This is a genomic window from Bowdeniella nasicola (assembly GCF_001907295.1).
In the GTDB taxonomy this organism is placed as follows: domain Bacteria; phylum Actinomycetota; class Actinomycetes; order Actinomycetales; family Actinomycetaceae; genus Bowdeniella; species Bowdeniella nasicola.
Window position 1 is genome coordinate 1 of the sequence record NZ_MQVR01000003.1, and the last position, 25,957, is coordinate 25,957.

General features: G+C 68.0%; 24 protein-coding genes. 8 read left to right on the plus strand and 16 right to left on the minus strand.

Annotated features, from left to right (window positions below; translation table 11 throughout):
- Positions 1-35 precede the first annotated feature (35 nt).
- Positions 36-1,112 carry a LacI family DNA-binding transcriptional regulator gene (locus tag BSZ39_RS00930; protein ID WP_143180306.1) on the plus strand — a complete coding sequence of 359 codons (1,077 nt, stop codon included), beginning with the start codon at positions 36-38 and terminating at the stop codon, positions 1,110-1,112.
- A gap of 15 nt (positions 1,113-1,127) precedes the next feature.
- Here BSZ39_RS00930 and BSZ39_RS00935 read toward each other — a convergent pair whose 3' ends face one another.
- From BSZ39_RS00935 to BSZ39_RS00945, 3 genes are read right to left on the minus strand one after another with little or no spacing between them, the layout of a single operon-like run.
- Complete coding sequence (locus BSZ39_RS00935; RefSeq protein WP_073715526.1) at positions 1,128-1,991, minus strand: DUF5926 family protein; 864 nt, start codon at positions 1,989-1,991, stop codon at positions 1,128-1,130.
- Between the two features lie 33 nt (positions 1,992-2,024).
- Complete coding sequence (locus tag BSZ39_RS00940) at positions 2,025-3,383, minus strand: formate dehydrogenase accessory sulfurtransferase FdhD (RefSeq protein WP_222842822.1); 1,359 nt, start codon at positions 3,381-3,383, stop codon at positions 2,025-2,027.
- Positions 3,384-3,420: 37 nt separating this feature from the next.
- Positions 3,421-3,771 carry a rhodanese-like domain-containing protein gene (locus BSZ39_RS00945; protein ID WP_073715527.1) on the minus strand — a complete coding sequence of 117 codons (351 nt, stop codon included), beginning with the start codon at positions 3,769-3,771 and terminating at the stop codon, positions 3,421-3,423.
- 58 nt (positions 3,772-3,829) lie between these two features.
- Here BSZ39_RS00945 and pgm point away from each other — a divergent pair, with 58 nt between their 5' ends.
- Positions 3,830-5,497, plus strand: a complete 1,668-nt coding sequence (pgm, locus tag BSZ39_RS00950) for a phosphoglucomutase (alpha-D-glucose-1,6-bisphosphate-dependent) (protein WP_073715528.1) — start codon at positions 3,830-3,832, stop codon at positions 5,495-5,497.
- A gap of 177 nt (positions 5,498-5,674) precedes the next feature.
- The gene (locus tag BSZ39_RS00955) at positions 5,675-6,967 is read left to right on the plus strand and encodes an MFS transporter (RefSeq protein WP_073715529.1); all 1,293 of its coding nucleotides are present in this window, start codon (positions 5,675-5,677) and stop codon (positions 6,965-6,967) included.
- A gap of 47 nt (positions 6,968-7,014) precedes the next feature.
- Here BSZ39_RS00955 and BSZ39_RS00960 read toward each other — a convergent pair whose 3' ends face one another.
- The 3 genes from BSZ39_RS00960 to BSZ39_RS00970 are packed head-to-tail and all read right to left on the minus strand — an operon-like array spanning position 7,015 to position 9,871.
- Positions 7,015-7,785, minus strand: a complete 771-nt coding sequence (locus BSZ39_RS00960; RefSeq protein WP_073715530.1) for an ATP-binding cassette domain-containing protein — start codon at positions 7,783-7,785, stop codon at positions 7,015-7,017.
- On the minus strand, positions 7,782-8,855 hold the full coding sequence (locus BSZ39_RS00965) for an ABC transporter permease (protein ID WP_083602827.1): 1,074 nt from the start codon (positions 8,853-8,855) through the stop codon (positions 7,782-7,784). The genes BSZ39_RS00960 and BSZ39_RS00965 overlap by 4 nt, the downstream gene beginning before the upstream one ends.
- An 8-nt stretch (positions 8,856-8,863) precedes the next feature.
- Complete coding sequence (locus tag BSZ39_RS00970) at positions 8,864-9,871, minus strand: sugar ABC transporter substrate-binding protein (protein WP_083602828.1); 1,008 nt, start codon at positions 9,869-9,871, stop codon at positions 8,864-8,866.
- A gap of 124 nt (positions 9,872-9,995) precedes the next feature.
- Between BSZ39_RS00970 and BSZ39_RS00975 the strand changes: the two genes are divergently transcribed.
- Positions 9,996-11,063 (plus strand): App1 family protein phosphatidate phosphatase, encoded by a 1,068-nt coding sequence (locus tag BSZ39_RS00975; RefSeq protein ID WP_073715532.1) that lies wholly within the window; start codon positions 9,996-9,998, stop codon positions 11,061-11,063.
- 52 nt (positions 11,064-11,115) lie between these two features.
- On the opposite strand, the gene BSZ39_RS00980 is transcribed toward BSZ39_RS00975, so the two are convergent.
- Together BSZ39_RS00980 and BSZ39_RS14940 are read right to left on the minus strand one after the other, a co-directional pair.
- Positions 11,116-11,313, minus strand: coding sequence for a hypothetical protein (locus BSZ39_RS00980; protein ID WP_073715533.1), 198 nt, complete (start codon positions 11,311-11,313; stop codon positions 11,116-11,118).
- The gene (locus tag BSZ39_RS14940; protein ID WP_073715534.1) at positions 11,310-11,603 is read right to left on the minus strand and encodes a GntR family transcriptional regulator; all 294 of its coding nucleotides are present in this window, start codon (positions 11,601-11,603) and stop codon (positions 11,310-11,312) included. Before BSZ39_RS14940 ends, BSZ39_RS00980 begins: the two co-directional genes overlap by 4 nt.
- A 108-nt stretch (positions 11,604-11,711) precedes the next feature.
- Here BSZ39_RS14940 and gndA point away from each other — a divergent pair, with 108 nt between their 5' ends.
- Positions 11,712-13,361 (plus strand): NADP-dependent phosphogluconate dehydrogenase, encoded by a 1,650-nt coding sequence (gndA, locus tag BSZ39_RS00990; RefSeq protein ID WP_425425660.1) that lies wholly within the window; start codon positions 11,712-11,714, stop codon positions 13,359-13,361.
- Here the strand turns inward: gndA and BSZ39_RS00995 are convergent.
- From BSZ39_RS00995 to BSZ39_RS01005, 3 genes are all read right to left on the minus strand, one after another.
- Positions 13,358-14,152: a trimeric intracellular cation channel family protein gene (locus BSZ39_RS00995; RefSeq protein ID WP_073715536.1), complete on the minus strand. Its 795-nt coding sequence runs from the start codon at positions 14,150-14,152 to the stop codon at positions 13,358-13,360. The two genes, gndA and BSZ39_RS00995, sit on opposite strands and share 4 nt — an antisense overlap.
- A 10-nt stretch (positions 14,153-14,162) precedes the next feature.
- Entirely contained in the window at positions 14,163-15,257 is a 1,095-nt protein-coding gene (locus BSZ39_RS01000; RefSeq protein WP_073715537.1) for a VIT1/CCC1 transporter family protein, read from the minus strand.
- Positions 15,258-15,426: 169 nt separating this feature from the next.
- The gene (locus BSZ39_RS01005) at positions 15,427-15,747 is read right to left on the minus strand and encodes a hypothetical protein (RefSeq protein WP_073715538.1); all 321 of its coding nucleotides are present in this window, start codon (positions 15,745-15,747) and stop codon (positions 15,427-15,429) included.
- Between the two features lie 139 nt (positions 15,748-15,886).
- On the opposite strand from BSZ39_RS01005, the gene BSZ39_RS01010 reads away from it, so the two are divergent.
- The gene (locus BSZ39_RS01010) at positions 15,887-16,192 is read left to right on the plus strand and encodes a hypothetical protein (protein WP_143180307.1); all 306 of its coding nucleotides are present in this window, start codon (positions 15,887-15,889) and stop codon (positions 16,190-16,192) included.
- A gap of 57 nt (positions 16,193-16,249) precedes the next feature.
- Here BSZ39_RS01010 and BSZ39_RS01015 read toward each other — a convergent pair whose 3' ends face one another.
- The 4 genes from BSZ39_RS01015 to BSZ39_RS01030 form a co-directional block, all read right to left on the minus strand.
- Positions 16,250-17,059, minus strand: a complete 810-nt coding sequence (locus tag BSZ39_RS01015; RefSeq protein ID WP_073715540.1) for an HAD-IIB family hydrolase — start codon at positions 17,057-17,059, stop codon at positions 16,250-16,252.
- A 61-nt stretch (positions 17,060-17,120) separates the two neighbouring features.
- Positions 17,121-18,320, minus strand: a complete 1,200-nt coding sequence (locus BSZ39_RS13335; RefSeq protein ID WP_073715541.1) for an endonuclease/exonuclease/phosphatase family protein — start codon at positions 18,318-18,320, stop codon at positions 17,121-17,123.
- A gap of 93 nt (positions 18,321-18,413) precedes the next feature.
- The gene (locus tag BSZ39_RS01025) at positions 18,414-19,775 is read right to left on the minus strand and encodes a hypothetical protein (protein WP_143180308.1); all 1,362 of its coding nucleotides are present in this window, start codon (positions 19,773-19,775) and stop codon (positions 18,414-18,416) included.
- 82 nt (positions 19,776-19,857) lie between these two features.
- Positions 19,858-20,847: a bile acid:sodium symporter family protein gene (locus BSZ39_RS01030; RefSeq protein ID WP_073715543.1), complete on the minus strand. Its 990-nt coding sequence runs from the start codon at positions 20,845-20,847 to the stop codon at positions 19,858-19,860.
- A 185-nt stretch (positions 20,848-21,032) separates the two neighbouring features.
- Between BSZ39_RS01030 and BSZ39_RS13810 the strand changes: the two genes are divergently transcribed.
- Positions 21,033-21,197, plus strand: coding sequence for a hypothetical protein (locus BSZ39_RS13810; protein ID WP_158025061.1), 165 nt, complete (start codon positions 21,033-21,035; stop codon positions 21,195-21,197).
- Here the strand turns inward: BSZ39_RS13810 and BSZ39_RS14130 are convergent.
- On the minus strand, positions 21,159-21,551 hold the full coding sequence (locus tag BSZ39_RS14130) for a GNAT family N-acetyltransferase (RefSeq protein WP_222842823.1): 393 nt from the start codon (positions 21,549-21,551) through the stop codon (positions 21,159-21,161). The two genes, BSZ39_RS13810 and BSZ39_RS14130, sit on opposite strands and share 39 nt — an antisense overlap.
- Between BSZ39_RS14130 and hrpA the strand changes: the two genes are divergently transcribed.
- Entirely contained in the window at positions 21,550-25,707 is a 4,158-nt protein-coding gene (gene hrpA, locus BSZ39_RS01035) for an ATP-dependent RNA helicase HrpA (RefSeq protein WP_222842824.1), read from the plus strand. The two genes, BSZ39_RS14130 and hrpA, sit on opposite strands and share 2 nt — an antisense overlap.
- Positions 25,708-25,957: the final 250 nt, after the last annotated feature.

Genomic DNA, 25,957 nt, shown 5'->3' on the forward strand with positions numbered 1-25,957 from the left:
AGTGAGTTGTGGAAGATGAACTCGAGGATCACGCGGTGACCGCCCTGCTGTCCAGCACGACCACCCCGCTACACCACTATGAGGGACTCAACTCCATGGCAACCGATGCTCGCCCGACAATTCGCGATATTGCGCGCGAAGCTGGCGTGTCGACCGCTGCCGTCTCCTTCGCCTTGAACAACCGACCCGGCATCTCCGATGCGACGCGCGAAAAGATTTTGCGGCTCGCCCGCGAACTCGGCTGGACGCCCTCGATCGCCGCCCGCGCCCTGTCGAGTCAGCGCTCGCGTGCCGTCGGGCTCGTCATCGGCCGCCCCTCGCGCAGCGTCGCCGCCGAGCGTTTCTTCTTCCACTTCATGACCGGCATCGAGCGCAAACTCTCCGAAGAGCGCTATTCCTTCGTCTTCCACGCCTCCGCGACGATGGACGACGAACTCGACACGTACCGCAGTTGGTGGGCCGAACGCCGGGTCGACGCCGTCATCGTCGTCGACCTGCTGCAGGACGATCCGCGCCCGGAGTTCTTGCGCAGCCTCGGCATTCCCGCCGTGTTCGCGGGCGACGACCCGGGCTACGGGGCCGCGCTGCTGAGCGACGAGGAAGCGCTGATGGAGACCGTCGTCGCCTATGCGCGCGAGATCGGCGTCGACTCGATCGGCTACGTCGCGGGCCCGCGCACGATCGTCCACTCGCGGCGCCGGCTCGCGGCATTCGAGACGCTCACGGCGAGCGCGGGCGTGCGCGGCATCGGCACCGCGGCGGCGGAATACTCGAGGGTGGCGGGCCACGAGGCCGTGCGGGAACTCGCGACCGCAGGCATGCCGCGGCTCATCGTCTTCGATAACGAGGTGCTGTGCCTCGGCGGTTCGCGCGAGCTCGCCCGGCAGGGCGTGGCCATGCCCGACGAGGTCGCGCTGCTGAGCCTGGAAGACTCGCAGCTGTGTGAGGTCATGGCTCCGGCCGTGACTGCGGTACGACGCGACCCGGCCGAGTTCGGAGAACGATGCGCCGCCCTCATCACGGACTTGCTGCGCAAGCGGATCGAGGACGGCGCACGAACGATATTCGACCCCGCGCCCGAGATTATCGAGCGGGCGTCAACCGCGCTGTAGAAAAAAGCGCGCGAACTAGCGGAGCGTGACCTCGCGCGAGATCAGGCCCGAGCGGGCACGACGCTGTTCGGGCGTGAGCGAGGCGTCGTCGGCGAGGGCCTTAGCCAGGCGATCCTCGAACTTCTTCGCCACTCCCGCGAGCTCATCGGCCTCGGTGCCCGCGTTCAGCTCCCAGACCGGGACCATGAGGCCGCAGCTACGGAAGAAGCCGATGAGGCGCGTGCCGTCTTCCAGCGGGGTTTCGTCCGCGGCATGCAGCTTGGCGAGCGCGTCGAGCAGCTCATACTCATCCTCGGTGCGCACCCAGCGCAGGTACTCCTTGCCCATCCGGCACCAGTAGGCGGCGCTGACACCCTCGACCGCCTTCGACGGCACGATGTGTTCGGCGGCCTGCTCCAGCGCCTGGTCCAGCTCGGCGGACTTCTCCGCGGCCGGATCGGCCCAGTAGTGGAAGTCGCCGTGCACGGTGAGCTCCCAGTCGGCCTTCGGGTCGACGAGATCCTGCAGGCGCGCGCCGACCTCGGGCAGTTCGAGGTGACGCAGCGGCGTGCCGGGCTCGAGCTTCGCGGCCGCTTCGATCGCATGCGCGACGTCGCGGGAGGCATCCCCGGAGCGGGTGGAGGCCTGCATCGCGACGACGACGGTGCCGTCCTCGCGGCGGATCGCGGGCCACATCTCCGGCAGCAGCGTGACGAGCAGGACGGGCACGTCGGCGAGCTCGCCGGTGAGCGTCAGGGGTGCGGAGGCCGACGGCAGCAGCTCGCGCATCGCGACGAGGTCGGCTTCACCCTTCAGACCTTCAAAGGGCCGTTCGACGAAGGGCACTTCCTGCCGCTTCGGCTTGGCGGCGGCGTCCTTCTTGCGGTTCTTTTTTCCCATGTCGACCAGGATACGCAGCTTCGCGGTGCGCCGTTAACTCGCGAGCAGTTCGGCGCCGGTGTAGACGTTCATGCGGCCATCGCGCGTGAAACCTGCGAGCAGGATTCCGGCGTCGGCGGCGAGGTCGATCGCGAGCGACGACGCGGCGGAGACGGCGACGACGGCGCGTAGGCGAGCCATCACGGATTTCTGCACGAGTTCGAACGACGCGCGGCCGGACAGCGCGAGGATCGCGGGCGCATCGGCGTCATCACCCTGCGCAGCTGGAGCCGGCGCGGGCAGGGCACCGCTCATGAGCAGGTGGCCGATCGCCTTGTCCGCGGCGTTGTGGCGCCCGACGTCCTCGCGAATCGCGAGCGCGCGCCCGTCGGCGGTAAAAATCCCCACGGCGTGCATGCCACCCGTCGTGCGGAATGCCGCCTGCTCCTTCGTGAGCGCCGCCGGCAGCTCGAGCAGGACCCGCGGATCGAAGCGCGTCAGCTCGGGTGTGGCGCACGTCGGAGCAGCGGATGCACCGACGTGGCCAGCAGTGTCTGCCCGGCGTGCAGAGTCGGCTGCGGTGGACAACGTCGCAGCTGCCGGCGAACGCCCCGGAATGCGCGCCATGATCTGCTCGACCGACGTCGTCCCACACACCCCGCACGCGCTCGTCGTCGGCAGCAATCGGCGCGCCGCGGCATCCGGGGGCGCGATGCCGGGCGCGAGGTCGACGTCGAGCACGTTGAATGTGTTCTCGTTTTGCCCGCACACTCCCCCGCAGTAGCGCACCTGCGAAATATCGGCACCGGAGGTGATGAACCCTTCGGCGAACAGCAGCCCGTGCACGAGTTCGACGTCGGAGCCGGGCGTGCGCATCGTCGTCGTGAGTTGCTCGCCGGCGACCCGGATTTCGAGCGGTTCTTCGACGCCGACGACGTCCGCGCGGCCCCCAATCTCAATCCGGACCGGCACGTCTTCCGTCCTCGCGCGCGCGTGGGCGGCGATCTCGTCGAAGGCCTGCTCGTAGCTGATCGGCCGGTAATGCGTATCGCACGGCCCGAGCCGCAGCGGCGTCGTGATACGCCCCGCCCGGCCGAGCTCATAGTCGGTCATGCCGCGCAGTTCGGCGAGCGAATGCGTCGCGAAAAACTCCGCGTCGGCGCTGCGCCCCGTCGTCTCTTCCGCGACGGCTTTCGCGCCGTTTTCGCAAAACTCGACGATGCCTTCCTCGCCGGGCTTCGGATCCGGCCACGCACAGCCAGGGCAGTCCACTCCCCCGGGCTTGTTCAGCGTGATAAGCGACAGCAGCGCCCGGTCGCGGATCGCGAAATCCATCGCATGCTGGATCCCACCGAAACCCGCGGCCGCGCGCTTGCGGGGCCGGACCTTCGGGTCGTCGTACTGGTCGTCCATTCCCTCACTGTAGTGTGTCGGCAATCACGCCGCTCGCCTACAGGATCTCGGGGACCGAGCCGTCCTCGCTCGTCACGGGCAGGCCCGCGCGATGCCAGCCGGACATGCCGCCGTCGACGTTGTAGGCGTTGAAACCGTTCTGGTTCAGCCATGCCGAAGCGCGCGCGGATCGACCGCCGCCGCGACACACGACGAGCAGGTCCTCCTCGGGCAGGTCATCGAGCCGGTCGGGCAGCTCGCCGATCGGAATGTGCAGGGCGCCCGGCGCATGCCCGGCCTCCCACTCGTCGTCCTCGCGCACGTCGAGCACGACGTAGCCGTCGGGGACGGGATCGTTCGCATCGAGGTCGGCGATCGTAATGGTCTGGGGCGTATCTGGAATTGCCATGCGCTCATCGTGCCACGATGCGAGGACGAAATGCGCGCGCGGGGGCAACAATAGAGGTATGCATGAACGCGCAGGTACCCCAGCTCGCCCGGACGATCTCATCGACGTCGATGCTCTGCTCGCGGCCTACTACGATCGCGAGCCCGACCCGGATAACCCCGACGAGGCCGTCTCGTTCGGCACCTCCGGCCACCGCGGCTCCTCGCTCGACACGGCCTTCAATGAGGCGCATATTGTCGCGACGACGGCCGCCATCGTCGAATACCGCCGCAGTCAGGGCACCGACGGCCCGCTGTTCATGGGCCGCGACACGCATGCGCTGTCCAAGCCGGCGTTCGACTCCGCGCTCGAGGTGCTCGCCGCGGCAGGCGTCGAGGTCCGGATCGATTCGGCCGATGGCTATACGCCGACGCCGGCCGTCTCGCGCGCGATCCTGCGGGCGAACGGTGCGGGCAGCGCCACCGGGGTGAAGCTCGATGGGCCGAGCCGCGCCGACGGCATCGTCATCACGCCGAGCCACAATCCGCCGCGCGACGGCGGCTTTAAGTACAACCCGCCGCATGGCGGGCCCGCCGATACCGACGCGACGAGCTGGATCGCCAACCGCGCGAATGAGATCCTGCGGGAGGGTTGGAAGAACGTGGAGCGTGTGTCCCTCGAGCAGGCGCGAGCCGCCGAGACGACGAAGGGGCATGATTTCCTTGGCGAGTACGTCGACGAGCTTTCGACCGTCCTCAACCTCGACGTCATCCGCGACGCGGGGGTGCGCATCGGCGCGGACCCACTCGGCGGCGCCTCCGTCGACTACTGGGGTGCGATCGGCGAGCGCTACGGCCTGAACCTCACCGTCGTGAACCCCGAGGTCGACCCGCGCTGGTCGTTCATGACGCTGGACTGGGACGGCAAGATCCGGATGGACTGCTCCTCGCCGTACGCGATGGCGTCGCTGCGCCAGACGATGGAAGGCGACGCACCGTACGACATCGCGACGGGTAATGATGCCGACGCCGACCGTCACGGCATCGTCACGCGCGACGGCCTGATGAACCCGAACCACTTCCTCGCGGTCGCGATCCACTACCTGTACTCGCACCGCCACGGCTGGGCGGCGGACGCGGGCGTCGGCAAGACCCTCGTCTCCTCCTCGCTCATCGACCGCGTCGTCGCAGCCCTCGGCCGCCGCCTCGTCGAGGTGCCCGTCGGTTTCAAATACTTCGTCCCAGGTCTGCTCGACGGTTCGATCGGATTCGGTGGCGAAGAAAGCGCGGGCGCGTCGTTCCTGCGCAAGGACGGCACGGTGTGGACGACGGATAAGGACGGCATCATCCTGTCGCTGCTCGCCTCCGAAATCCTCGCGACGACGGGCAAATCGCCCTCGGAGATCCACCGCGACCTCGTCGCCGAATTCGGCGAGTCCGTCTACGCGCGCATCGACGCCCCGGCGACACGCGAGCAGAAGGCTGCGCTCAAAGCACTGGCCCCCGAGGACGTCACCAGCACCGAGCTCGCGGGCGATCCGATCACGGCGAAGCTCGTGCGCGCGCCCGGTAACGACGCGGCCATCGGCGGCCTGAAGGTCAGGACCGACGACGCCTGGTTCGCGGCGCGCCCGTCGGGCACGGAGGACGTCTACAAGATCTACGCGGAGTCCTTCCGCGGCGCCGACCACCTCAAGCATGTGCAAACGGACGCCAAGCAGGTGGTCGACGACGCCCTCGGCAGCTAACGCGTCCTCACCGCCGCGGGCCCGCCACCATACGCAGGTCCACGAGCGTTCACGCCGCCGCAGATCCGCTACTGCCCACGAAGCCGCAAATCCGCTGGACTCCGCGGTCGCTGACACCACAACGGCGAGTACCGCTTGCCAGCCAACGAGCGGCTCCCGGTGTGAGACGATCGGCGAGTGGGAAACCCCTACTCGCAGATCCTCTCTCACCCCGGGGCGCTAGCTTTTTCGACGACGGGGCTGCTTGCGCGTTTACCCCTCGCGATGACGGGCCTCGGGATCGTTCTCATGATCGAGCACGCCTACGGTTCCTACGCGCTCGCGGGGACGGTCTCGGCGATTTACGTCGTTGGAATGGCGGCGGCCGCTCCCGTCCTGGCAAACCTTGTCGATAAGTACGGGCAGGCGCGTATCATGCGCCCCGCGCTCGCGACGTTCAACCTCGGGCTGGGCGCACTCGTGCTGGCGACGGTGCTGCGCGCGCCGACGCCCGCGCTGTTCGCGGCGGCCGCAATCGCCGGTGTAGCGACGGGCTCCATCGGGGCGCTCGTGCGGGCGCGCTGGGCGATCACGGTCAAGGATGCTGGCGAGCTCCACACCGCCTACGCGCTCGAATCGGCGCTCGATGAGGTCGTCTTCGTCATCGGCCCGGTCGCAGCGACCATGCTCGCGACGATGATCGCCGGACCCGTCGCGATCCTCACCGCGATGGCGTTCTCGCTCGTCGGCGGCTTCTGGTTCTTGAGCCTGCGCGACACCGAGCCGCCGGCGCAGCTGCGGACGTCGCGCCCGCACGAGCTGTGGGAAGAGGCCGTCGACCCCGACGCACTCCCCACCACCGACACCCACGCACTCGCGCCCACGCGCGCGCACGTGCCCGCGCGCGCGAGACCCATCCTCTACATCCCCGCGATGTGGTGTCTCATCGGCGTCATGCTCTGCGTCGGCGTGATCTTCGGCGCGACCGACGTCGCGACCGTCGCCTTCTCCAAGGACCTCGGCTATGAGGCGATGGCCGGCGTCGTCCTCGCGATCTTCGCGTTCGGCTCGCTCATCTCCGGCCTCATCTACGGCGCGCGCGTCTGGGGCGCGACGCTGCCCGTCCGCCTCGCCGTCGGCGTCATCGGTCTCGCGGGCGGCGCCTCGCTGTTCCTCTTCATCGACTCCCTCACGCTCCTCGCGGCCGTCATGTTCGCGACGGGATTCGCGATCGCGCCAACGTTCATCAACACGAACGCCGTCGTCCAGCAGGTCGTCCACCCGACCCGCCTGACCGAGGGCCTGACGTGGATGTCGACCGCGACTGCGGCCGGCGCCTCCCTCGGCAGCGCGCTCGCGGGCGTCGTCATCGATGCGCGCGGCGGGCACGCCGGCTTCTGGGTCGTTGTCGCGGGAGCGGCCGGCGCCGCGGTTCTCGTCCTCGCGACGCTGCCGGCAATCCGCCGCGCGATCAGCACCGCCCAGCTCTAACGCGACAGCTCGGCAGCAACCGCCTCGCTCGTACAGTCCGACGCAAGCTAGCTCGCGTCGGCCCCGAGTTCCTCGCTCAGCTTCTCCAGCTCCGCGCCGCCCGCCATGAGGTGGGTGAGCTCCTCCAGGCTGATGTCCGCCTTCGTGTACGTGCCAAGCGACGCCCCTCGGTTGAGCACGAGGAATTGATCGCCGACGAGGTACGCGTGCTGCGGATTGTGCGTAATGAACACGACGGCAATGCCGCGCTCGCGCGCCGCCTGAATGTTTTTCAGCACGACGCCCGACTGCTTCACGCCGAGCGCCGCGGTCGGCTCGTCGAGGATGAGCACGCGCGCCCCGCGGTGAATCGCCCGCGCGATCGCCACCGACTGCCGCTCGCCGCCGGACAGCGTGCCGACGGGCTGCTCGACGTCGCGCACGTCGATCCCCATCGAACCCATTTCCTCGCGCGTCATCCGCTTCATCTCGCCAATTTTCAGCGACCCGAGCAGGCCGACCATCTCGTTGCCGAGGAAGAAATTGCGCCACACGCTCATGAGCGGGACCATCGCGAGGTCCTGATAGACCGTTGCGATGCCCGCGTCGAGCGCATCGCGCGGCGAACTGAACTTGCGCGGCTTATCGTCGATCAAAAATTCGCCGCTGGAATGGGCATGCACGCCCGCAAGAATCTTGATGAGCGTCGACTTGCCGGCGCCGTTATCCCCGAGGATGCACGTGACCTCGCCCGGCCGCACCGCCAGGTCGATATCGCGCAGCGCGATGACGGTCGCAAACGTTTTTCCGACGCCGCGCGCCTCAATAATCGGCTTCATGACCGCACTCCTGCCCGCTTCGCGACCGACCAGTTCACAAGCACCGCCGCGAGCAGCATGATGCCCAGGAACGTGCGCAGCCAGTTGTTATCCCACCCGGCATAGACGATGCCCTGGTAGGTCATGCCGTAGATCAGCGCGCCGAACGCCGCCCCGATCGCCGAGCCGAACCCGCCGGTCAGCAGGCATCCGCCGACGACGGCGCAAATGATGTAGATGAATTCTTGCCCGACGCCGGTCGTCGCCTGCGCGGTGCCGACCTTGAACAGCGCGAGCATGCCGACGAGCCAGCCGGCCCCCGCGGTCGTCATGAACAGCGCCATGATCGTCCGCACATCGCGCACGCCGACGGCCCGCGCCGCTGTGCGGTCCCCGCCGACAGCGAAAATATGGTTGCCGCCTCGCGTGCGCTGCAGCACCCACGTCGCCGCAATCGTCGCCACCACAAACCAGATGACGGGCGCCTTAATCGCGAACGGCCCGAGCATCAGCGTCGAGCCAAAGATCTGGCGCACGGCGTAAAACCCGGGGATCTGGTCGATGCCCTGCAGCGCGACCGTGCCGGTGAGCATCTTCGTCACGGCGAGGTTCACGCCCTGCAGGATGAAGAACGTGCCGAGGGTGACGATGAAACTCGGCAGCCCCGTCCGCAGCACGATCGCGCCGTTGGCGGCACCGATCGCGAGCGCAAGCACGAGCGCAAGCACGACGGCAACCCACAGGTTGACGCCGTACGTCCCGGCCAGCACGCCGACGAACAGCGCGCTCGTGCCGGTCATGACGCCCGCGGACAGGTCGAAATGCCCACCGATCATGAGCAGCGCGACCGCGACGGCCATGATCCCGATGGTCGAGGACGATTCCAGCCACGTGGAGACGCCCGCGGGCGTGAGGAACGTCGTCGTGTTGACGGAAAAGAAGATGAGAACGACGAGCGCCGCGATGACGGCGCCGATCTCGGGTCGACGCATGAGCGTCGCGAATGCCGTATTGCCGACGGAGCGTTCGTCGCGCGCAACCGGCGCGGCGGGCCGCTCCTCAGCAGAACGTGCTGCGGAGGCCTCGGTCATCGCCGCCCCTAGTGCTTGCCACGGGAAATGGCGTCAGCGATCTGCTCGACGTTGTCCTTCGTCACGACGAGCGGGCCGGAGTAGACGGGCTGGCCGCCGCCGGTGTCCATCGCATCGGATACCTTCTGCGTCAAAAAGACGATGGGCAGCCAGCCCTGGGCGTACGGCTGCTGGTCGACGGCAAAGCTAACCTTGCCGTCCTTGATCGCGGTGACGACGTCGGCGTCGAGGTCGATCCCGCCGAGCATCGCTTCGCTGCCCGCGCCTTCGATGGCCTTGAGCGCGGCCGTCGTGACCGAGCCGTTCAGCGTGAAGACGGCGTCGATCGACGGATCCGCCTGCAGCTTCGCCGTCACCGTGTTCTGGACGGCGGCGAGGTCGGCAATGTCGACCTGTAGGTTTTCGGCGCTGCCGCCGAACGTCTTGGCGGCGCCCGCGCAGCGCTGCTCCTGGCCGATATTGCCGGCCTCGTGGATGACGCAGATCATCTTCGACTTGCCGGCCGCCTTGAACTGTTCGCCGGCCGTCTCACCGGCGAGCTCTTCGCTCTGCCCGACGTGCGTCATCGCGCCAAACTCCTTGTACCGTTCGATGCCGGAGTTGATCGTAATGACGGGAATCTTCGCCTCGACGGCCTTGCCGATGGCCTCCTTCAGCCCGTCGGGATTCGCCATCGACACGATGATCCCGTCGACGCCCTGCGCGATCGCATTCGTGATGAGGATGGACTGCTGGGCCGGGTCCGGATCGGCCTGATAGGTCATCGTCACGCCCATCTTCGCGGCGGCGTCTTCGCCACCGGACTTCACGATGTCCCAAAACGCATCGCCGGCCGAGGAGTGCGTGACCATCGCAAAGGTGTACTTGCCGTCCGCCTTGTCGTCCGAGCCCGCGGGCGCGGACGCGCTTTGGTCGGCGCCGCCGCTCGGGGTGGTTTTACCGGCCGGGACTTCGTTCGTACAGGCCGTCATGGTGAGCCCGACGACGCAGGCGGCTGCGGCAAGAATTTTGCGCATGGTCTCCCCTTCCAAAGGCATGTCCCGCGCGCTTGGGTGCGCGCGATACTGACCCGTAGCCTAGCCTGTGGGGCACATCACCTGCCAGGTCGTCCCGCGCCACGTTGTCCCGTAGGCTGGTTTTATGGGTTTTTCTCGCACCGGATCGCTCCTTGAAGACGCCATTCATGCGCGGGTGGAGCCCGCCGTCCGCGCGCTCGGATTTCGGCCGCGCGTGATCGGATACCTCGGGTATGGCACGACGGATGCCGCGCGGGTGCTCGCCCGCGTGCTGCTCTCGCGCCCCTCGCGCTCGGCGCCCAACCTGCCGGCCCCGATCGATAAGGCCAGCCGCGGTTGGCGCAATTTCATGACCGTGCACGCCGCTGATCTGCCCGTGAAAATTCAGGTGGGCGACGCGCTCGTCACCGCGCATACGAACCGTAACGGCTACCTCGACGTCGAGTTCACCGGCCACGGCCTGCCGCCCGGCCGCCACTCGGCTTACCTGCAAACACCCGAGGGCAAGGTCTCGCGCGCCGACGTCGAGATCATCGGCGACGACCAGCGCATCGGCCTCGTCTCCGATATCGACGACACCATCCTCATCACGATGCTGCCGCGCCCGCTGCTCGCGTTTTGGAATTCCTTCGTCCGCCACACCTCGACGCGCAAGCCCGTTCCCCACATGGCCGAGCTCTATACCGCGATGCGCGTGCGCCGGCCCGACCTGCCCGTCTTCTACCTCTCGACGGGTGCCTGGAACACGTTCAGCGTCCTGCGCCGGTTCCTCGCAAAGAACGGTTTCCCCGACGGGCCGCTACTGCTGACCGACTGGGGACCGACGCAAACCGGCTGGTTCCGCTCCGGCCAGGAGCATAAACGCACGATGCTGCGCCGACTGCGCACCCGCTTCCCGCACGTGAAGTGGATCCTCATCGGCGACGACGGCCAGCACGACCCGCAAATCTACGGCGAATTCGCCGCGGAGTTCCCCGACGACGTCCTGCTCATCGGCATCCGTCAGCTCACGGCCGCACAGCAGGTCCTTGCCCACGGCACGCCCGACACCGGTCCGGGCGACCGCAGCCACCCCGAGGTATGCGAAGACGAGATGTCCGCTCCCGTCGACGTCGTGACGGGGCCCGACGGCCGGGCGCTCGCGACGCAGATCCTGCCGGTGCTAGAAGAACACTCCCGCCCCGTCTCCTAGCAGACGCGAGCCCGCTCCACGTCGGCGCGATCCCACTCCACGCCGACGCAGCCTAGGCGTCGGCCTCGTTCGTCGCGCCGTTCGGAACGAAGCCCGCACAGGCCTCGAAACCGAAATGGTGCAAGATGTCGATCATGATGTCACGAGCGCGCGCGGCATCTCGCTCGCGAATCGCCGCCGCGAGAGCGTGATAGGGCTCCCCCACCGACTTATCTTGCAAGATCTTTTCCGGTGTATCGCAATACGTCATGCGGATGGCATCCCCCCATGAGGCTCGCAACGCCCTCCCAGACGCGGTTGTCCGTCGCACGGGATGTCGCAATCGCACGGCGACCAATGATCCATCGGTGCCACCTGTAGACCGACGCGCCGACGCGGCTGCAGCATCCCTTTATCTTCGAGCACCCGCATCGTTTTGCGAGCTACGGTGCGCGACGCGCCATACTCATCGCATACCTCTGCAATGGTGAACGTCGTGCCTGCTGGCAACTCATGGTTTGCGATCCGCATCCCAAGTTCAGTTACAAGTTCCCCCGCCATATCCGATTGAGTTTTTTCGGTAGACCAAACTTCCAGCTGTCGAGACAGTTGCCCTGTTTGGGCGTCACAATGGAGTCAGTGTCCAGCGCTAGGAGAAGCATGACTGACATTTCATTTGCCGCACCCTCGCCCACCACCGCCGATATCGGCGTCATCGGGATGGGGGTGATGGGCTCTCGTCTCGCCCGGAATCTCGCGCGTCACGGCCATGCAGTCGGCATTTATAACGTCACGACCGCAAAAACTCAGGCGGTCCTCGACGAGCACGGCGACGAAGGCACGTTCGTCCCGGCCGCCGAGCTCGCCGATTTTGTTGCATCGCTCACACGTCCGCGAGTCGTTCTCATTATGGTGGTCGCTGGCCCCATTACCGACGAGGTCATCGGCAACGTCAAGGAATTCTTGGAGCCGGGCGACATCATCATCGACGGCGGCAACTCGCTGTACACCGATACGATCCGGCGCGAAAAAGAACTGCGCGAGGACGGCCTGCTGTTCGTCGGCGCGGGCGTCTCCGGCGGCGCCGAGGGCGCACTGCACGGCCCGTCGATCATGCCGGGCTGTTCCGATGAGGCCTACGGCCGCGTCGGGCCGATGCTCGAATCCATCGCCGCCAAGGCCGACGACGGCGAGGCTTGCTGCACGCATATTTCGACCGACGGCTCCGGCCACTACGTCAAGATGGTGCACAACGGCATCGAATACGCCGATATGCAGTTGATCGCCGAAGCGTATTCGCTGCTGCGCGGGGCGCTCGAACTCGAGCCCGCGGCGCTCGCCGAGGTTTTCCGCGCGTGGAATACGACCGAACTCGAGTCCTACCTCATCGAGATCACGGCCGAAGTGCTCGACCAGGTGGATGCCGAAACCGGCAAGCCGCTCGTCGATGTCATCCTCGATCAGGCCGGCCAGAAGGGCACCGGCCGCTGGACGGTGCAGGACGCGCTCGACCTCGGCGTGCCGGTCACCGGGATTGCGGAGGCGACGTTCGCACGGGCACTGTCGAGCTCGGTGCCGCAGCGTGAGGCTGGCCAGGAACTCGCGGCTCTCGCCGAGGCGTGGCAGGTCGACGACGCCGACGCCGTGACCGAAGACGTCCGCAAGGCACTGTATGCGTCGAAGGTCGTCGCCTACTCGCAGGGCTTTGACCAGATTTACGCCGCCGCCGTCGAATACGACTGGCAGATCGACCTCGCCGCGGTTGCGAAGATTTGGCGCGAGGGCTGCATCATCCGCGCGGCGTTCCTCGACGAGATCGCCGCCGCCTATGCTGGAGCCGCGAAGCGGACCGGAAATCAGGCCGCCGATCTGCACGGCGCCGCAGAAGCGAACGACGCGAAAGTTTCGCGCGATGGCGCGGGCACGACCAACGAGGCCAGCGTCGATGATGAGAGCGCCGCAGGCGAACACTCGGGCACGTCCACCCCGGGCGCGCGCACCGAGGACGCCGAGGGCTCCTCGGGCGGCGAAAACCCCGTCCCGCTGCTGCTCGCCGCCCGGCACTTCCGCGAGGCCGTCGAAGAATGCATCCCGGCGCTGCGCCGCGTCGTGGCCCAGGCTGCGCTCGCCGGCGTTCCGGTGCCCGCATTCGCGGCGTCGCTCGCCTACTACGACGGGGTGCGCGCGAAGCGCCTACCGGCCGCGCTCATTCAGGGTCAGCGCGACTTCTTCGGCTCGCACACGTACGCGCGCATCGACAAGCCCGGTATGTTCCATACGCAGTGGGCCGAAGACGGCACGGAGGTCCCGGCCAGCTAACGTCGCCCGCGCTCGCTACTGGCCCCGTCGGCATCGTCGGCGGGGCCACGTACTACCCCGGACTTTCCACGTTTGCGCGACGGCTTCGCGCGCTTCGCCGTCGGCTTCAAAATCCGTCGCAGATCCGACGACGACAGCGTGATCGTCCAGTCGTTATGCTCCGGCAACTTCCACCGCCGCCACCGCGCGATCACGCACAGGCCGAACCCGACGATCGTCGCGCACAGCATCGCGAGGTTGACGGTGAAATACGGCGCAAGCGCCACCATGACGGCCGCCCCCGCCATCGCGGCCGTGGCATAGAGCGTCGTCCCGCCAAAAATCGCGGGAATCTGCCCGACGGAAATGTCGCGAATCATGCCGCCGCCCACCGCGGTGATCGTCCCGAGCATGATCGCGGGCAGCCAGCCGAGCCCGACGCCGAGCGTCTTCGCGGCGCCCGTCGCCGCCCAGCAGCCGAGCACGAGCGCGTCGGCCAGAATGAACGCGCGGTTCCACCATTTGCGATCGAGCTTCGCGACAAACGCGACGGCCGCGCCCGCGAGCGCCGTCAGCGGGTAGGCCGTATCGGTGAGGAAGACGGGCGGCCCGGCCTGCAGCATGACGTCGCGGAGCATGCCCCCGCCGAGCGCGGAGATGATCGCGAGGAACGCGAAGCCTACGGCGTCGAACTTCTTGCGTCGCGCGATCATGCCGCCAAGGATGCCATTGACGAACACGCCCGTGAGGTCAAGGGCGCGAAACAGGTCGGGTAGGCCGATGCCGATGGTGCCGGCGACGTCGAGGTCCACCGCTACCCCGCTAGCTGAGGTTCGCGCCAAACAGGCGCCCGAGGATGATCGTCGCCAGCGCCGCGCCGTAGCCGATCGCGAGCTGCCGCAGCGCCCGCGCGAGCGGCGAGGACCCGGACAGCACGCCGACGACGCCGCCGGTCATGAGCAGCGCCAGCCCGACGATCAGGGCCGCGGCGATCATCGCGGGCAGGCCCGACAGGCCAAAAATCCACGGCAGGATCGGCAGCAGCGCACCGGAGGCGAAGAAGATGAACGACGAGGCCGCGGCCATGATGGGCGAGCCCACCCCGTCATATCCGCCGGGTTCGGCGGGATCGAGCGACGCGGCATGGTCCGACAGCACCCGTTCGGCTTTCGCATTGGCCTCGGCGGTGTCCATCCCGCGCGCGCGATAGACGAGCGCAAGCTCGTTCGCGTTGACGTCAAGGGCGCCGACGGCGTCCGCGGCGCGCGGGTCCGGGCGCGAGGCGGCCAGCAGCTCGACCTGCGACTTCACCGAGACGTATTCGCCCGCGGCCATGGACAGGGCGCCCGCGAACAGCCCCGCGATGCCGGTGAAAAGGACGGTGCCATCGGCGACGCTCGCCGCGCCAATGCCGAGCACCAGCGCGAGGTTGGAGACGAGCCCGTCGTTCGCGCCAAAGACGGCCGCCCGAAACGAGCCGCTCATGGCCGCGCGGCCGCGTTCGGCGAGCCCGCGAATCACCTCGGAGTGGATGCGTTCGTCGGCGGCCATCTGATCGGTCGCATCAGCGTCGACGCCATAAGTCGAGCGCTCCTCACTGCGCTGCACGAGCGCGAGGACGAACACGAACCCGAAGATGCGCGCGAGAAAACCGAGGACCGCGACGCGAACGGGCATCCGCGTCGGCCCCGCATGCTCCCCCAGCAGCCGCTCCCAGTGCGCCTCGTGGCGCCGCTCCGCGTCGGCCAATTCCGTCAGGACCGCCCGCTCGGTGCCCGACGCCCGCCGCGCGAGGTCGCGATAGATGCGGGCTTCGGCGCGTTCTTCCGCGAGCGCCTTGCGCCACCGGCGGATCTGCTGCGGCGTCGGCTCGGGGGCGCGCGACGCGTCGTGCGGAGTTGAGGGGGATGCGGTCACCACCCAAGCGTGGCACAGGTGGGCGCCGAACAGAAAGTGGAAGCGGACGTGATTAATCGCAGAAAAATGCCCGACCGAGCGGGTGCGGGATGCTCGGTCGGGCAGGAAGCCACGCCGGGGGTAGTGCGGGTGGCTGCGCCGCGAACGGCGCAAAAGAGTTTAATCGGCGCTAGGCCTTCGGGCCGGGCTCGGCCGGCGCCATCGGCTTATCGCCACCGGAGACGTAGGAATCCAAGTGCGCGTCCTTGTCGGACTTGCCCGAGTGGATCTTGTCCTTCACGAGGTCGGCGACCTTGTCGGTGAGGTTCGACGCCTGGTTGCGCGCGGCCGCGCCGACCGTGTCCTCGACCTTCGCGACGCCATGCTGCACGGCGTCGGACTGCCACAGATCCTGGCTCATCGCCTTGAGCTTTTCGTACTGGTCACGGCCAGCACGGCTACCGAGGACGAACCCGATGATGCCGCCGAGGATGAACGATTTCTTACCCATGTCTGACTCCTTTGGTCGACCGACTACCTGACCAAAAGCCTAAAGCGTTCCGCGCGCGGGTGCACGTTAAGCCGGAAACACGGAAGGCATCGTCCCGTAGGCTGGTGCCATAGGCTTGCTCGCTGAAGACACCATTGTCATGCGCCAGGTGCGCACCTTCGTCGACGACGAGTACACGATCCACTCCGCCGACGGGCGCCAGCTGACGCTGAAGGGCAGCGCGCTCGAGTTCAGTCTCGACGTGACCGACGCGGAAAGCGGGACGGTCTATGCGCAGGTGACGCGCAGCCTCGGCGATCTGCCGACGTTCCTGCTGAGCAAGGAGACGTTCCTCGTGTCGTTCGCGCCGGGCGCCGATGAGACGGTGCGGTCGGTGACGATTGGGGCGCTGCTCGCGATCGACATGATCCGTAAGAAGGAACGCCGCGCCGACGCGGTGTCCTAACGGCGGCCCGCACCCGCCGAAACCTCGGCAGTTTCAGTCGCCGAAACCTCGGCAGTTTTAGTCGCCGAACCAGGACAGGATGGTGCGCCCGACGGCGTCCTCGGCATTCGTGCCGATCCGCGTCGCGTCGAGCTGGGAAAGCAGCGGGTGCGCATCTCCCATGACGTGCGGCCGCCCGGCCCACTCGAGCATCGCATAGTCGTTTGGCATATCCCCGAACGCGGCGACATCCGCCGCATCGATCCCGAGCGAGGCGGCCAGCTGCGAGAGCATATGCGCCTTCGTGATGCCGGGCGCCGACAGCTCGAGCAGTCCGTAGTCCTTGCTCATCGAGAACGTCACCGTGAGGCGCTGGCCGATCACGGCATTCGCCCTCTCGGCGAGCTCGACGGCCCCCATCCGCGTGTGCCGCACGAGCAGCTTGATGACGCGATCAACATGCAGGAGGTCCGGAAGTTCGCCGACGTGGATGTCGCCGCGCATCTGCGGCGGAATCTCGGTCATGAAGCCGTCCTCGTGACCGAACGACTCGGAGTACTGCGCCGCGAACGCCACGCCGTCGATCGCCGCCCGCAGTTCGTCGGCCACCTCTGCGGCGACGGCCGGACGAATCGGGTGGTCCTCGAGCACGGTGCGCGTCGCGACGTCGATCAGGACGGCGCCATTGGCGGCGACGACGCGCGAGTCGGCGAGAGTGACGTCGTCGATGACATGGAGCCACGTCGGCGGCCGGCCGGTGGCGAACATGACGGGGATGCCCGCATCCTGGGCACGTTCGATAGCGGCGAGATTCGTCGCGCTGATCGTCGAATCGGGCGACAGGAACGTCCCATCGAGGTCGGTAGCGATCAATCGTGGCAGGCTCATCACGGCCAGCCTAGCCGAGTAATAGCCCCGGCGAACTCACCTCACGAGCGTCCCTGACCAACTAGCGGCTGAGCGTGACGACGAGGCCGCGGTGGGCCGAGCGCGGGATCTCGAACGACGCAATCGCCGCGGGCTGCCACACGGTGTCGCTGCTGAGCAGCACGTGCGCGCGCGGGACGCCGAGCCACGCCGGCACCGACGCGGGCCACGTCCCGGCCGCCCCGTGCCCGAGCTCCGTCGCCGCATCACGGCACTGCGAGTGCTTGAGCGGACCCGAGGCCATGGAGGTGGACAGGTCCCCGACGACGATGAGTCCCGAGTTGTCGCACATACTGCCCACGGCCGCGATATCGCGCTGGAACGGCGCCATGTCCTTGCGATCGCGTTCGGCGACGGCGACGGCGTACAGCGAGGTACCAGCCCCGTCGGTCAGGACGAGCGCGCCGCCTTGCGTCACGGCGCCGAGGTTCTGGTCGCTGGAGATGCTGCCCGTCGAGGCAACCCGGAAGTTCGTCGTCGCCGTGTTGCTGATGACGAACAGATTCCCTGTGTTGGGCTGAATATCGAAGGGGCCGAGTTTGCGTTCGACCATCTTGTCGACAAGCGCCTGGGCGTAGCCCTCTCCGGCGTTCGCGATGACGACGACGTCGGGGGCGGCGCGCACGAGGTCCCGGACGATGGCATCGTGAACGGCGGTATCGCCCTCGACGTTGAGCTGGGCGAGGACGAGCCGCGTCGGCACCGCAGGGGCCGCACCCTCGCCCTCGGCCGCGCCTTCGCCGTCGGGCTTCTCCCCCTCTGCCCGGCTCTCGCCGTCGGGCTTCTCCCCCTCGGCGTTCGCTCCGTCGGTGGCGCCCTCGCCGTCGGCAACTTCGCCCTGGGTCGGCGCCGCAGTCGCCTCCGCAGCAACGACTCGCGGTGGGCTCGTCAGGCCCGCGTCGACCGCCCGATAGATGTGCACCCCACCAGCGAGCCCCGCGGCGAGCCCGAACACCAGCAGCGCCGCCGTGCCCCCGGCCCGCACGCGCCAGACGCCGACGCCAAGAAAAATAATCCCGAGCAGCGCCAGCGTCACGCCGGTCATGATCGGAAAGTCAATGAGCTGGGAGTACGGGAAGGCCGTCGACGAGCCGAACTTCGCGAGGTTCGGCGTGAGCGTGTCGGGCGCGGTCGTGCTGAGGGCACCGAACGACAGCGCACCGGCGAGGCACCATGCGGCGACCCGGAGCAGCCTGAGGGGAGAGCGGCGTGGCTCGGACATGTGACCAGCGTAACCAAGAGGGACGACATGCAGGCGACGATGGTGCGCGCACGCAGCCGCGAGTGGTGAACGAGCCTGCCTGCACGTGTGTATTCAGGCGCGTGCGAGAGACGATGAGTCTCGCGTCGAGTGCCAACTGCCGTCGCGGTAGTACGTCGACCAGGACCCCTCGGCCCCGAGCACCTCGAAGCCGAGCTGCTCGTTGATCGCCCACATGTGGGAGTTCACCTCGGCATTCCACGTCACGAGGCGTTCCACCGGCAACCCGCGCTGCTGGGCCTCCTCGGCGCTCACCGCGAGGAACCGCTCCAGGTTGGCGAGCTTGATCGTCATCCCCAACCGATGACCGCGATGCTCGCGATGCACCCAGGTATCCTCCTGGGTTGCCCCGACGGACGTTGTGCGCCGCACAATCGTCGTGTATGCGACGAGCCGCCCACTCGGCACGTGCCGCACCGCCGTCGTGTACGACGTTAGGTTGCGGGTCAACATCCGCTGGTCGATCTCGCGCACTTTCTCGGCCGTAAACGTCGTCGGTTCCTCGTCATCGCCCTTCGGGATATCGGCCGAGAACTCGGTGTACATGGCGGCGACATCGTCGACGAGTTCGTCCGGCGTCGCCCCCGAATAGTGCACGAGCTCGTATTCGTCGCGGTAATGGTCGGCAAGACCGTCGGCGAGTTCACGCATGTGTTCGGTCAGGGCGGCTCGACGGTCGGGGTCGTCCAATTTGGTAAGGCCCGAGAACCGCTCGACCATGACGAGGCCGAAGCCGCGCCGCAGCAGGAAACCGGTCGCGCCTGCCTCGCAATCCAGTGCGCCGGGGCCCTGCAGCGGCCGGGCCGCGTTCGGCGCGTCGACCTCGATGGTTTTCCCGACGGTCCAGGCGCCGATGCGGGTGCGCTCGGCGGCAAGAATCATGTCCCGGCCGACGTCGATCAGCCGGCTGCCAAGGCCGCGGCGACGCCTAACCGGGTCGACCCAGACGTCGAGCCAGCCCTGGTCGAGGTTGCTCGCCAGCGGCAAGACAACCTCCATGAGGCCGACGATGTGGGCGGGATCCAAAGCGTCGAACTCGGCTGCTACGGACGACGTGTCGGCGTCGTTCCCTGCTTCCTCGGCAACCTCGGGCGCTTCGACGACGAAGGCCGGTGATTCGGCCGGAAGGTCGTCGGCACCTAGCTCGCCGGCCGCACGCTCGCCGGCCCCACCTGCGCCAACGTCATCAGCGAGGACGACGACGTAGCTCAGGTCCTGCTGCATCGACGAGACCGGCTGGGCGCTGTTCTTGCGGTACGTCTCGGCGTCCGCCGAAATGAAGTCGGCGTGGCCGAGGGCCTCAATCATGCGCGCGCGCTGCGCGTCGTAGTAGCGCTGCCAGGCGCCCGACAGCGGGACGTCGAGGTTGATCTGGTCGCCCGCGGGCACGCGCACAAGGCGCACAGTTGTCGTCATACTGGCCAGGTTAGAGCGCGGCAAAGCATGCTCTCAAGCGATTATCGCCCCCGGGCCGGGCCATCGCTTGACCGCCCGCGCGTTACTTCTCGTCGGTGATGGGACGTGCGCGAAGGATCGCGGCCAGCAGCGCCCCCGACAGGTTGTGCCAGACGGAGAAGATCGCGGCCGGCAGCGCGGCGAGCGGCGAGATGAACGTCGCCGCGAGCGTCGCCGCCAGACCCGAGTTCTGCATGCCGACCTCGACGGCTGTCGCGCGGCAGGCCGCCTCGCGCTGGCAGGTGACCTTCGCGAGCCCGTAGCCAAGCCCGTAGCCGAGCGCGTTATGCAGGACGACGGCGAGCATGATGATGCCCGCGGCGGCGGCAATCTTGTCGGCCGAACCTGCGACGACGGCCATGACGACGCCCGTGATACCCGCGACCGACAGCCACGGCAGCGCCGGCAGCACGGCCGCAACGACGCGCGGGATGAGCAGCCGCAGCACGAGGCCCGCGATCACCGGGATGAGGACGACCTTGACGATCGACAGCGCCATCGCCGACCCGCTCACGTCCATCCGCTGGCCGGCGAGCCACAGTGCAAGCAGCGGCGTAAAGATCGGGGCGAGCAGCGTCGAGATCGACGTCATCGTCACCGACAGGGCGACGTCGCCTTTCGCGAGGTAGGTGACGACGTTCGACGATGTGCCGCCGGGCGCGCAGCCGACGAGGATGACGCCGACGGCGAGCTCTGGCGGGAGCGCAAGGACGGTCGCGATCGCCCAGCCCGCGAGCGGCATGATGACGTACTGCGCGACGACGCCCAGCAGCACAGGCACGGGGCGCTTGGCGACAAGCACGAAGTCCGGCGGCGTGAGTGTCAGGCCCATCGCGAACATGATGACGCCGAGCATCGTCGTCACCCATGGGCCGAGCGCGGGGGCGATCGAGCCGGGGGCAAGATAGGCGACGACGGCGCCGAGGATCACGAGGACCGGGAAGACGCTGACGGCGAGTTTGGCGTTGTGCTCGGTCGCGGCGTCGGAGCCGGCCGGAGCGGTCGAGGAGGAGTGCGACGTGCTGGTGCTCATGGCGGCAGTGTGGTCCGCACAAAGGTTTTTCCGCTTAATCGCCCGCCACGTGAGACTGCGTGGTCAGTTAGTCACCGTCGGCTGGCGGCTCGCATGCCAGGCGTCGTCGTAGAAAAAGGACCGCCACTCCCCTTCCGCTTCTCCGCGACGGCGGCGAGGAGGTCGTCCGGGGCCGGGCTTTGCCAGTGGCACAGCTCGTAGTCGTCGCGATGCGCATCGGCGATGGCGGCGGCCAGCGCGCTGCTGGACTCGGTCAGCTCGGCGAGGCGCGCGGCGTCGGGGTCGGCGGGATCGCAGGGCGCGGTGCACGTCTACGCGGTGAGGCGCGTTCGTCCGTCGTCGACGAGTGACGCGCTGGCGGTGGCGATGATGGCCGAGCCGAGGCCGCGGCCGCGGCAGGCGGGGTCGATCCAGACGTGCAGGTCAGCGCTCGTGGTGTTGGCGACCAGCGGCAGATTGATTCCGGACGTGCCGACGAGGCGTGCGGGGTCGAGAGCCTCGAAATCCTCGGCGGTCGCAGCGTCGGCGAATCTGACGTCGGGCGGAGCATCGTCGGGCAGCAGGTCCGCATTGCCGAATTCCTCGACGAACTGGGCCTGCTTGAGCTCGAAGAATCGTTGCCACGCGTCCCCGCGCGTGGCGCAGGTACGGGCGAGAAAAAGAGTTCCGCGCCTGCCCGGCGTACGTGGCAGACTGGAGCGCATGCCCGACAATCCGCCGTCCCCCGAGCGTGCCCGCGAACCGCAGCGCGGTCGTGGGCGCGGGCGCGGATCGCGTCGGCGCCGCTCTGCCCCCACCGGGCCGCGAGCATTCACCCCCGAGGAACTCGGCGTTCGGGCCGCGGCGATCCCCGAGATCACCTACCCCGCCGAGCTGCCGGTATCCGCCCGCCGCGACGATATCGCCGCGGCGATCCGCGATCACCAGGTCGTCATCGTCGCCGGCGAGACCGGCTCCGGTAAGACGACGCAGCTGCCGAAAATCTGCCTCGAGCTGGGGCGCGGCATCACCGGCCTGATCGGCCACACGCAGCCGCGGCGCATCGCCGCGCGCTCCGTCGCCGAACGCATCGCGCATGAGCTCGGCACGCAGCTCGGCGGCGTCATCGGCTACCAGGTGCGCTTCACCGAGCAGGTCTCGGAGGCGACGCTGCTCAAGCTCATGACCGACGGCATCCTGCTCGCCGAAATCCAGTCTGATCCAGACCTGCGGCGCTACGACACGATCATCATCGACGAGGCCCATGAGCGCAGCCTCAACATCGACTTCCTGCTCGGCTACCTCACGCGCCTGCTGCCGCGTCGGCCCGACCTGAAGGTCATCATCACCTCCGCGACGATCGACTCGGAGCGTTTCGCGGAACATTTCGCCGATGCCGCCGGGCGACCCGCGCCGATCATCGAGGTCTCGGGGCGGACGTATCCCGTCGAGATCCGCTATCGGCCGCTGGTGCGCGAGGAAGAGGACGTCGACCAGGTCACCGGGATCTGCGACGCCGTCACCGAACTCATGGCCGAGGGCCCGGGCGATATTCTCGTCTTCCTCGCCGGCGAGGCCGACATCCGCGACGCCGACGCGGCCCTGCGCGACATGCTGAAAGACCGCTATCTTCCGGCGGGCCAGGGCGGCCAGCGCGGCCGGCGTCCCGACGCCGTCGAGGTTCTGCCCCTGTATGCGCGCCTGTCGAGCGCCGAGCAGCATCGGATCTTCCAGCCGCACGAATCGCGACGCATCGTCCTCGCGACGAACGTCGCGGAAACGTCGCTCACCGTCCCCGGCATCCGCTACGTCATCGATCCCGGAAACGCCCGCATCTCGCGGTTTTCCAGCCGCACGAAGGTCCAGCGTCTGCCGATCGAGCCGGTCAGCCAGGCCAGCGCCAACCAGCGCTCGGGGCGCTGCGGCCGCGTCGCCGACGGTATCGCCATCCGGCTGTATTCGCGCGCGGATTTCGACTCCCGCCCGGAGTTCACCGAGCCGGAAATCCTGCGGACCTCGCTCGCATCCGTCATCTTGCAGATGGCCTCGCTCGGGCTCGGGCGCGTCGCCGATTTCCCGTTCGTCGATCCGCCCGACGCGAAGGCCGTGCGCGACGGCGTCCAGCTGCTGACGGAAATCGGCGCGCTCGCTGACGGCGCCCCCGGCTCGCCCGCGCGCCTCACGCCCGTTGGCAAGCAGCTCGCCCGGCTGCCGATCGACCCGCGCCTCGGGCGCATGGTGCTCGCGGCCAAGGAGGCCGGCTGCGTCAGCGAAATCGTCGTCATCGTAGCCGCCCTGTCGTGTCAGGACGTGCGCGAACGCCCCACCGAAAAGCGCGACGTCGCCGACCCGCTGCACGCCCGCTTTACCGACCCCACGTCGGATTTCCTCGCCTACCTGAACCTGTGGCGCTACCTGCGCACACAGCAGCAGTTGCTGTCCAGCTCGGCGTTTCGGCGCCTGTGCCGCGCCGAGTTCCTCAACTATTTGCGCTTCCGCGAATGGCAGGATGTCGTGCGCCAGCTGCAGCAGCTCGCCCGCCCGCTCGGCCTGCGGCTGCACCAGCTGTCGCTGCCGAGCTCGCGCGACATCATCGAGGCCGGCGGCGACGTCGCCATGGCCTGCATCGCCACCACCGCGGCAGAACACACAGCCAGCGCCGATGCGATCCACCGCTCGCTGCTGGTCGGCCTGCTGTCGAACGTCGGCAGCTGGGATGAGAAAAAACGCGATTATCTCGGTGCGCGCGGCACTCATTTCATCGTCTGGCCGGGCTCTGGCCTCGCGAAGAAGCGCTACTCGTGGGTGATGGTGGCCGAGCTCGTGGAAACGAGCCGGCTGTTCGCCCGCACCGTCGCTCGCATCGACGAATCCTGGATCGAGGAGTGCGGCGAGCACCTCATCAAACGCCAGTACTCGGAGCCGTTCTGGTCGGCCAAGCGCGGCGCGGCGATGGTGCACGAAAAAGTGATGCTCTACGGCCTGACCATCATCGCGGACCGCGTCGTGCCCCTCACGCGCGTCGGGACGGATGCCGCGCGGGAGATCGCGCGCGAGATGTTCATCCGCGAGGCCCTCGTCGACGGGAAATGGCGCACCTTCCACCCGTTCGTCAAGCACAACGAGGAGGTCCTCGCCGACGCCCGGAAACTCGCCGAACGCACGCGGCGCCTAGATCTGCTCGCCGACGAGGAGACCCGCGAAAAGTTTTTCGCCGAGCGGATCCCCGACGATATCGTCTCTACGCGGCATTTCGACGCGTGGTTCAAGCGCGCGCGGCGCGAGGACACGGAGCTGCTGAACTATCCGACGTCGCTCCTGCTGCCCAATGCCGATGAGATCGACGAGGCGGACTTCCCCACCGAGGTGACGCAGGGCGACATTACGTTGCCGCTGTCGTATGAGTTCCGGCCGGGGGCGCATGCCGATGGGATCACGGTGACGATTCCTGCGGCGGTGCTCGGGCAGGTACGGCCGAACCCGTTCACCTGGGTCGTGCCGGGCTACTGGGAGGAACTCACGGTCGCGGCGATTCGCGCGCTGCCGAAGCCCATTCGCAAGCACCTCGTGCCCGCGCCCGAGACGGCGCGCACGCTGCGCTCGCTGCTGCCGGACTACGACGAGGTGTCGGGAGGGATTGACGCCGACGGTAATGAGACACCGAGCTTCTTCGAGGTGGTGGCGCGGCTCGCCCAGCAGGTGAGCGGGATTGAGGTGCCAGTCGACTCATTCGACGTCGAGCGGCTGCCGAGCCACCTGAGGGTCGTGTTCCGCGTCATCTCCGAGCGCGGTGCGGTGCTCGAAGAAGGGACGGATCTTGCCGATCTGCAACGGCGGCTCGCTCCGGCCTCGCGCGACGCTGTTGCCTCGGCGGTGCGGGCGGCCTTCGCCGAGCAGCCTGCCGCGCAGGCCCCTGCGGCATCGAACGCGAGCGCCGCACCGGCCACCCCCGACCAGTCCGCCATCGACGAGATCGTTGGCCTCACGCAGTGGCCGGCGGATTACCCCACGCTGCCCGTACACGTGGAGACGACCACGGCCCACGGGATGCGAGTGCGCGGCTATCCCGCCCTCGTCGCGGCCGGGCCAATCAAGGGCGAAGCACCCTACAGCGCGAACCTGCGCATCCTCGCCGACGCGGGTGAGCAGGCGGCCCGCCACGCCGCCGGCATCGCGCGCCTCGTCGCCCTGAACTCGGCGCTCCCGCTCGGGCGCGTCACCTCCCGCTGGACAGGCGCCGAGGCCCTCGCCCTGGCCGCCTCCCCCTACGCCAGCACGGAGGCGCTCGTCGCCGACGCCCAGCTCGCCGCCGCCAGCCACCTCATCGAAACAGCCCCGGACGGCGTGCCCCGCTCCCCCATGACGCGCTCGGACTTCGAGTCCCTCCTCGCCCACGTCAAGGCGCGTATCGAGGATGAGCTCTACCGCGTGCTCGGCGGCGTCGTCGAGGTGCTCAACGCTCAGCGCGAGGTGCTGGCAGCCGTCAAAGCCGCGAACTCCCTCGCCCTGCTGCACACCGTCCAGGACGTGCGCGAGCAGGTTGCCGACCTCGTCTACCCCGGCTTCATTTCCGCCACGGGCGCCGATCGCATCCGTGATATCGCCCGCTACCTCAACGGCGCCGCCGCACGCCTTAAGCGAGCCGAGTCCAACGTCCACGGCGATCAGACCGCTGCCTGGCAAGTCACCCAAATCGTCGACGAGTACGACGAAGCTGTGCGCACCGCCGAAGGCCTGCCAATCGATCTGCAGCGCGAACGCACCCTGAGCGAAGTCCGATGGATGATCGAAGAGCTGCGGATTTCACTGTTCGCCCAACAACTCGGCACCCGCGGCAAGGTCAGCGCCCAGCGCATCAGGAAAAAGCTCGCAGCGCTCTAAGCGCCTTCGGCCGGAGCAGCCTTCATTGCTGCCGGCCTCGTTGCCGCGGGACGAACCGCATCGAGAATAGGCACGCTATACGAGTCTCGAATCTCTGCAGCGGCTAGACAACCAGCATAGGGACACCCCGGTGGATCGAGGATGTCTACAACCGACACCGACACCGCGGACGGCTACGAGTGACCCGTAAACCATGGCCACCGCATAATCGAATCACTGACCTTAGAGAGCGACACAAAAGCCACTTATA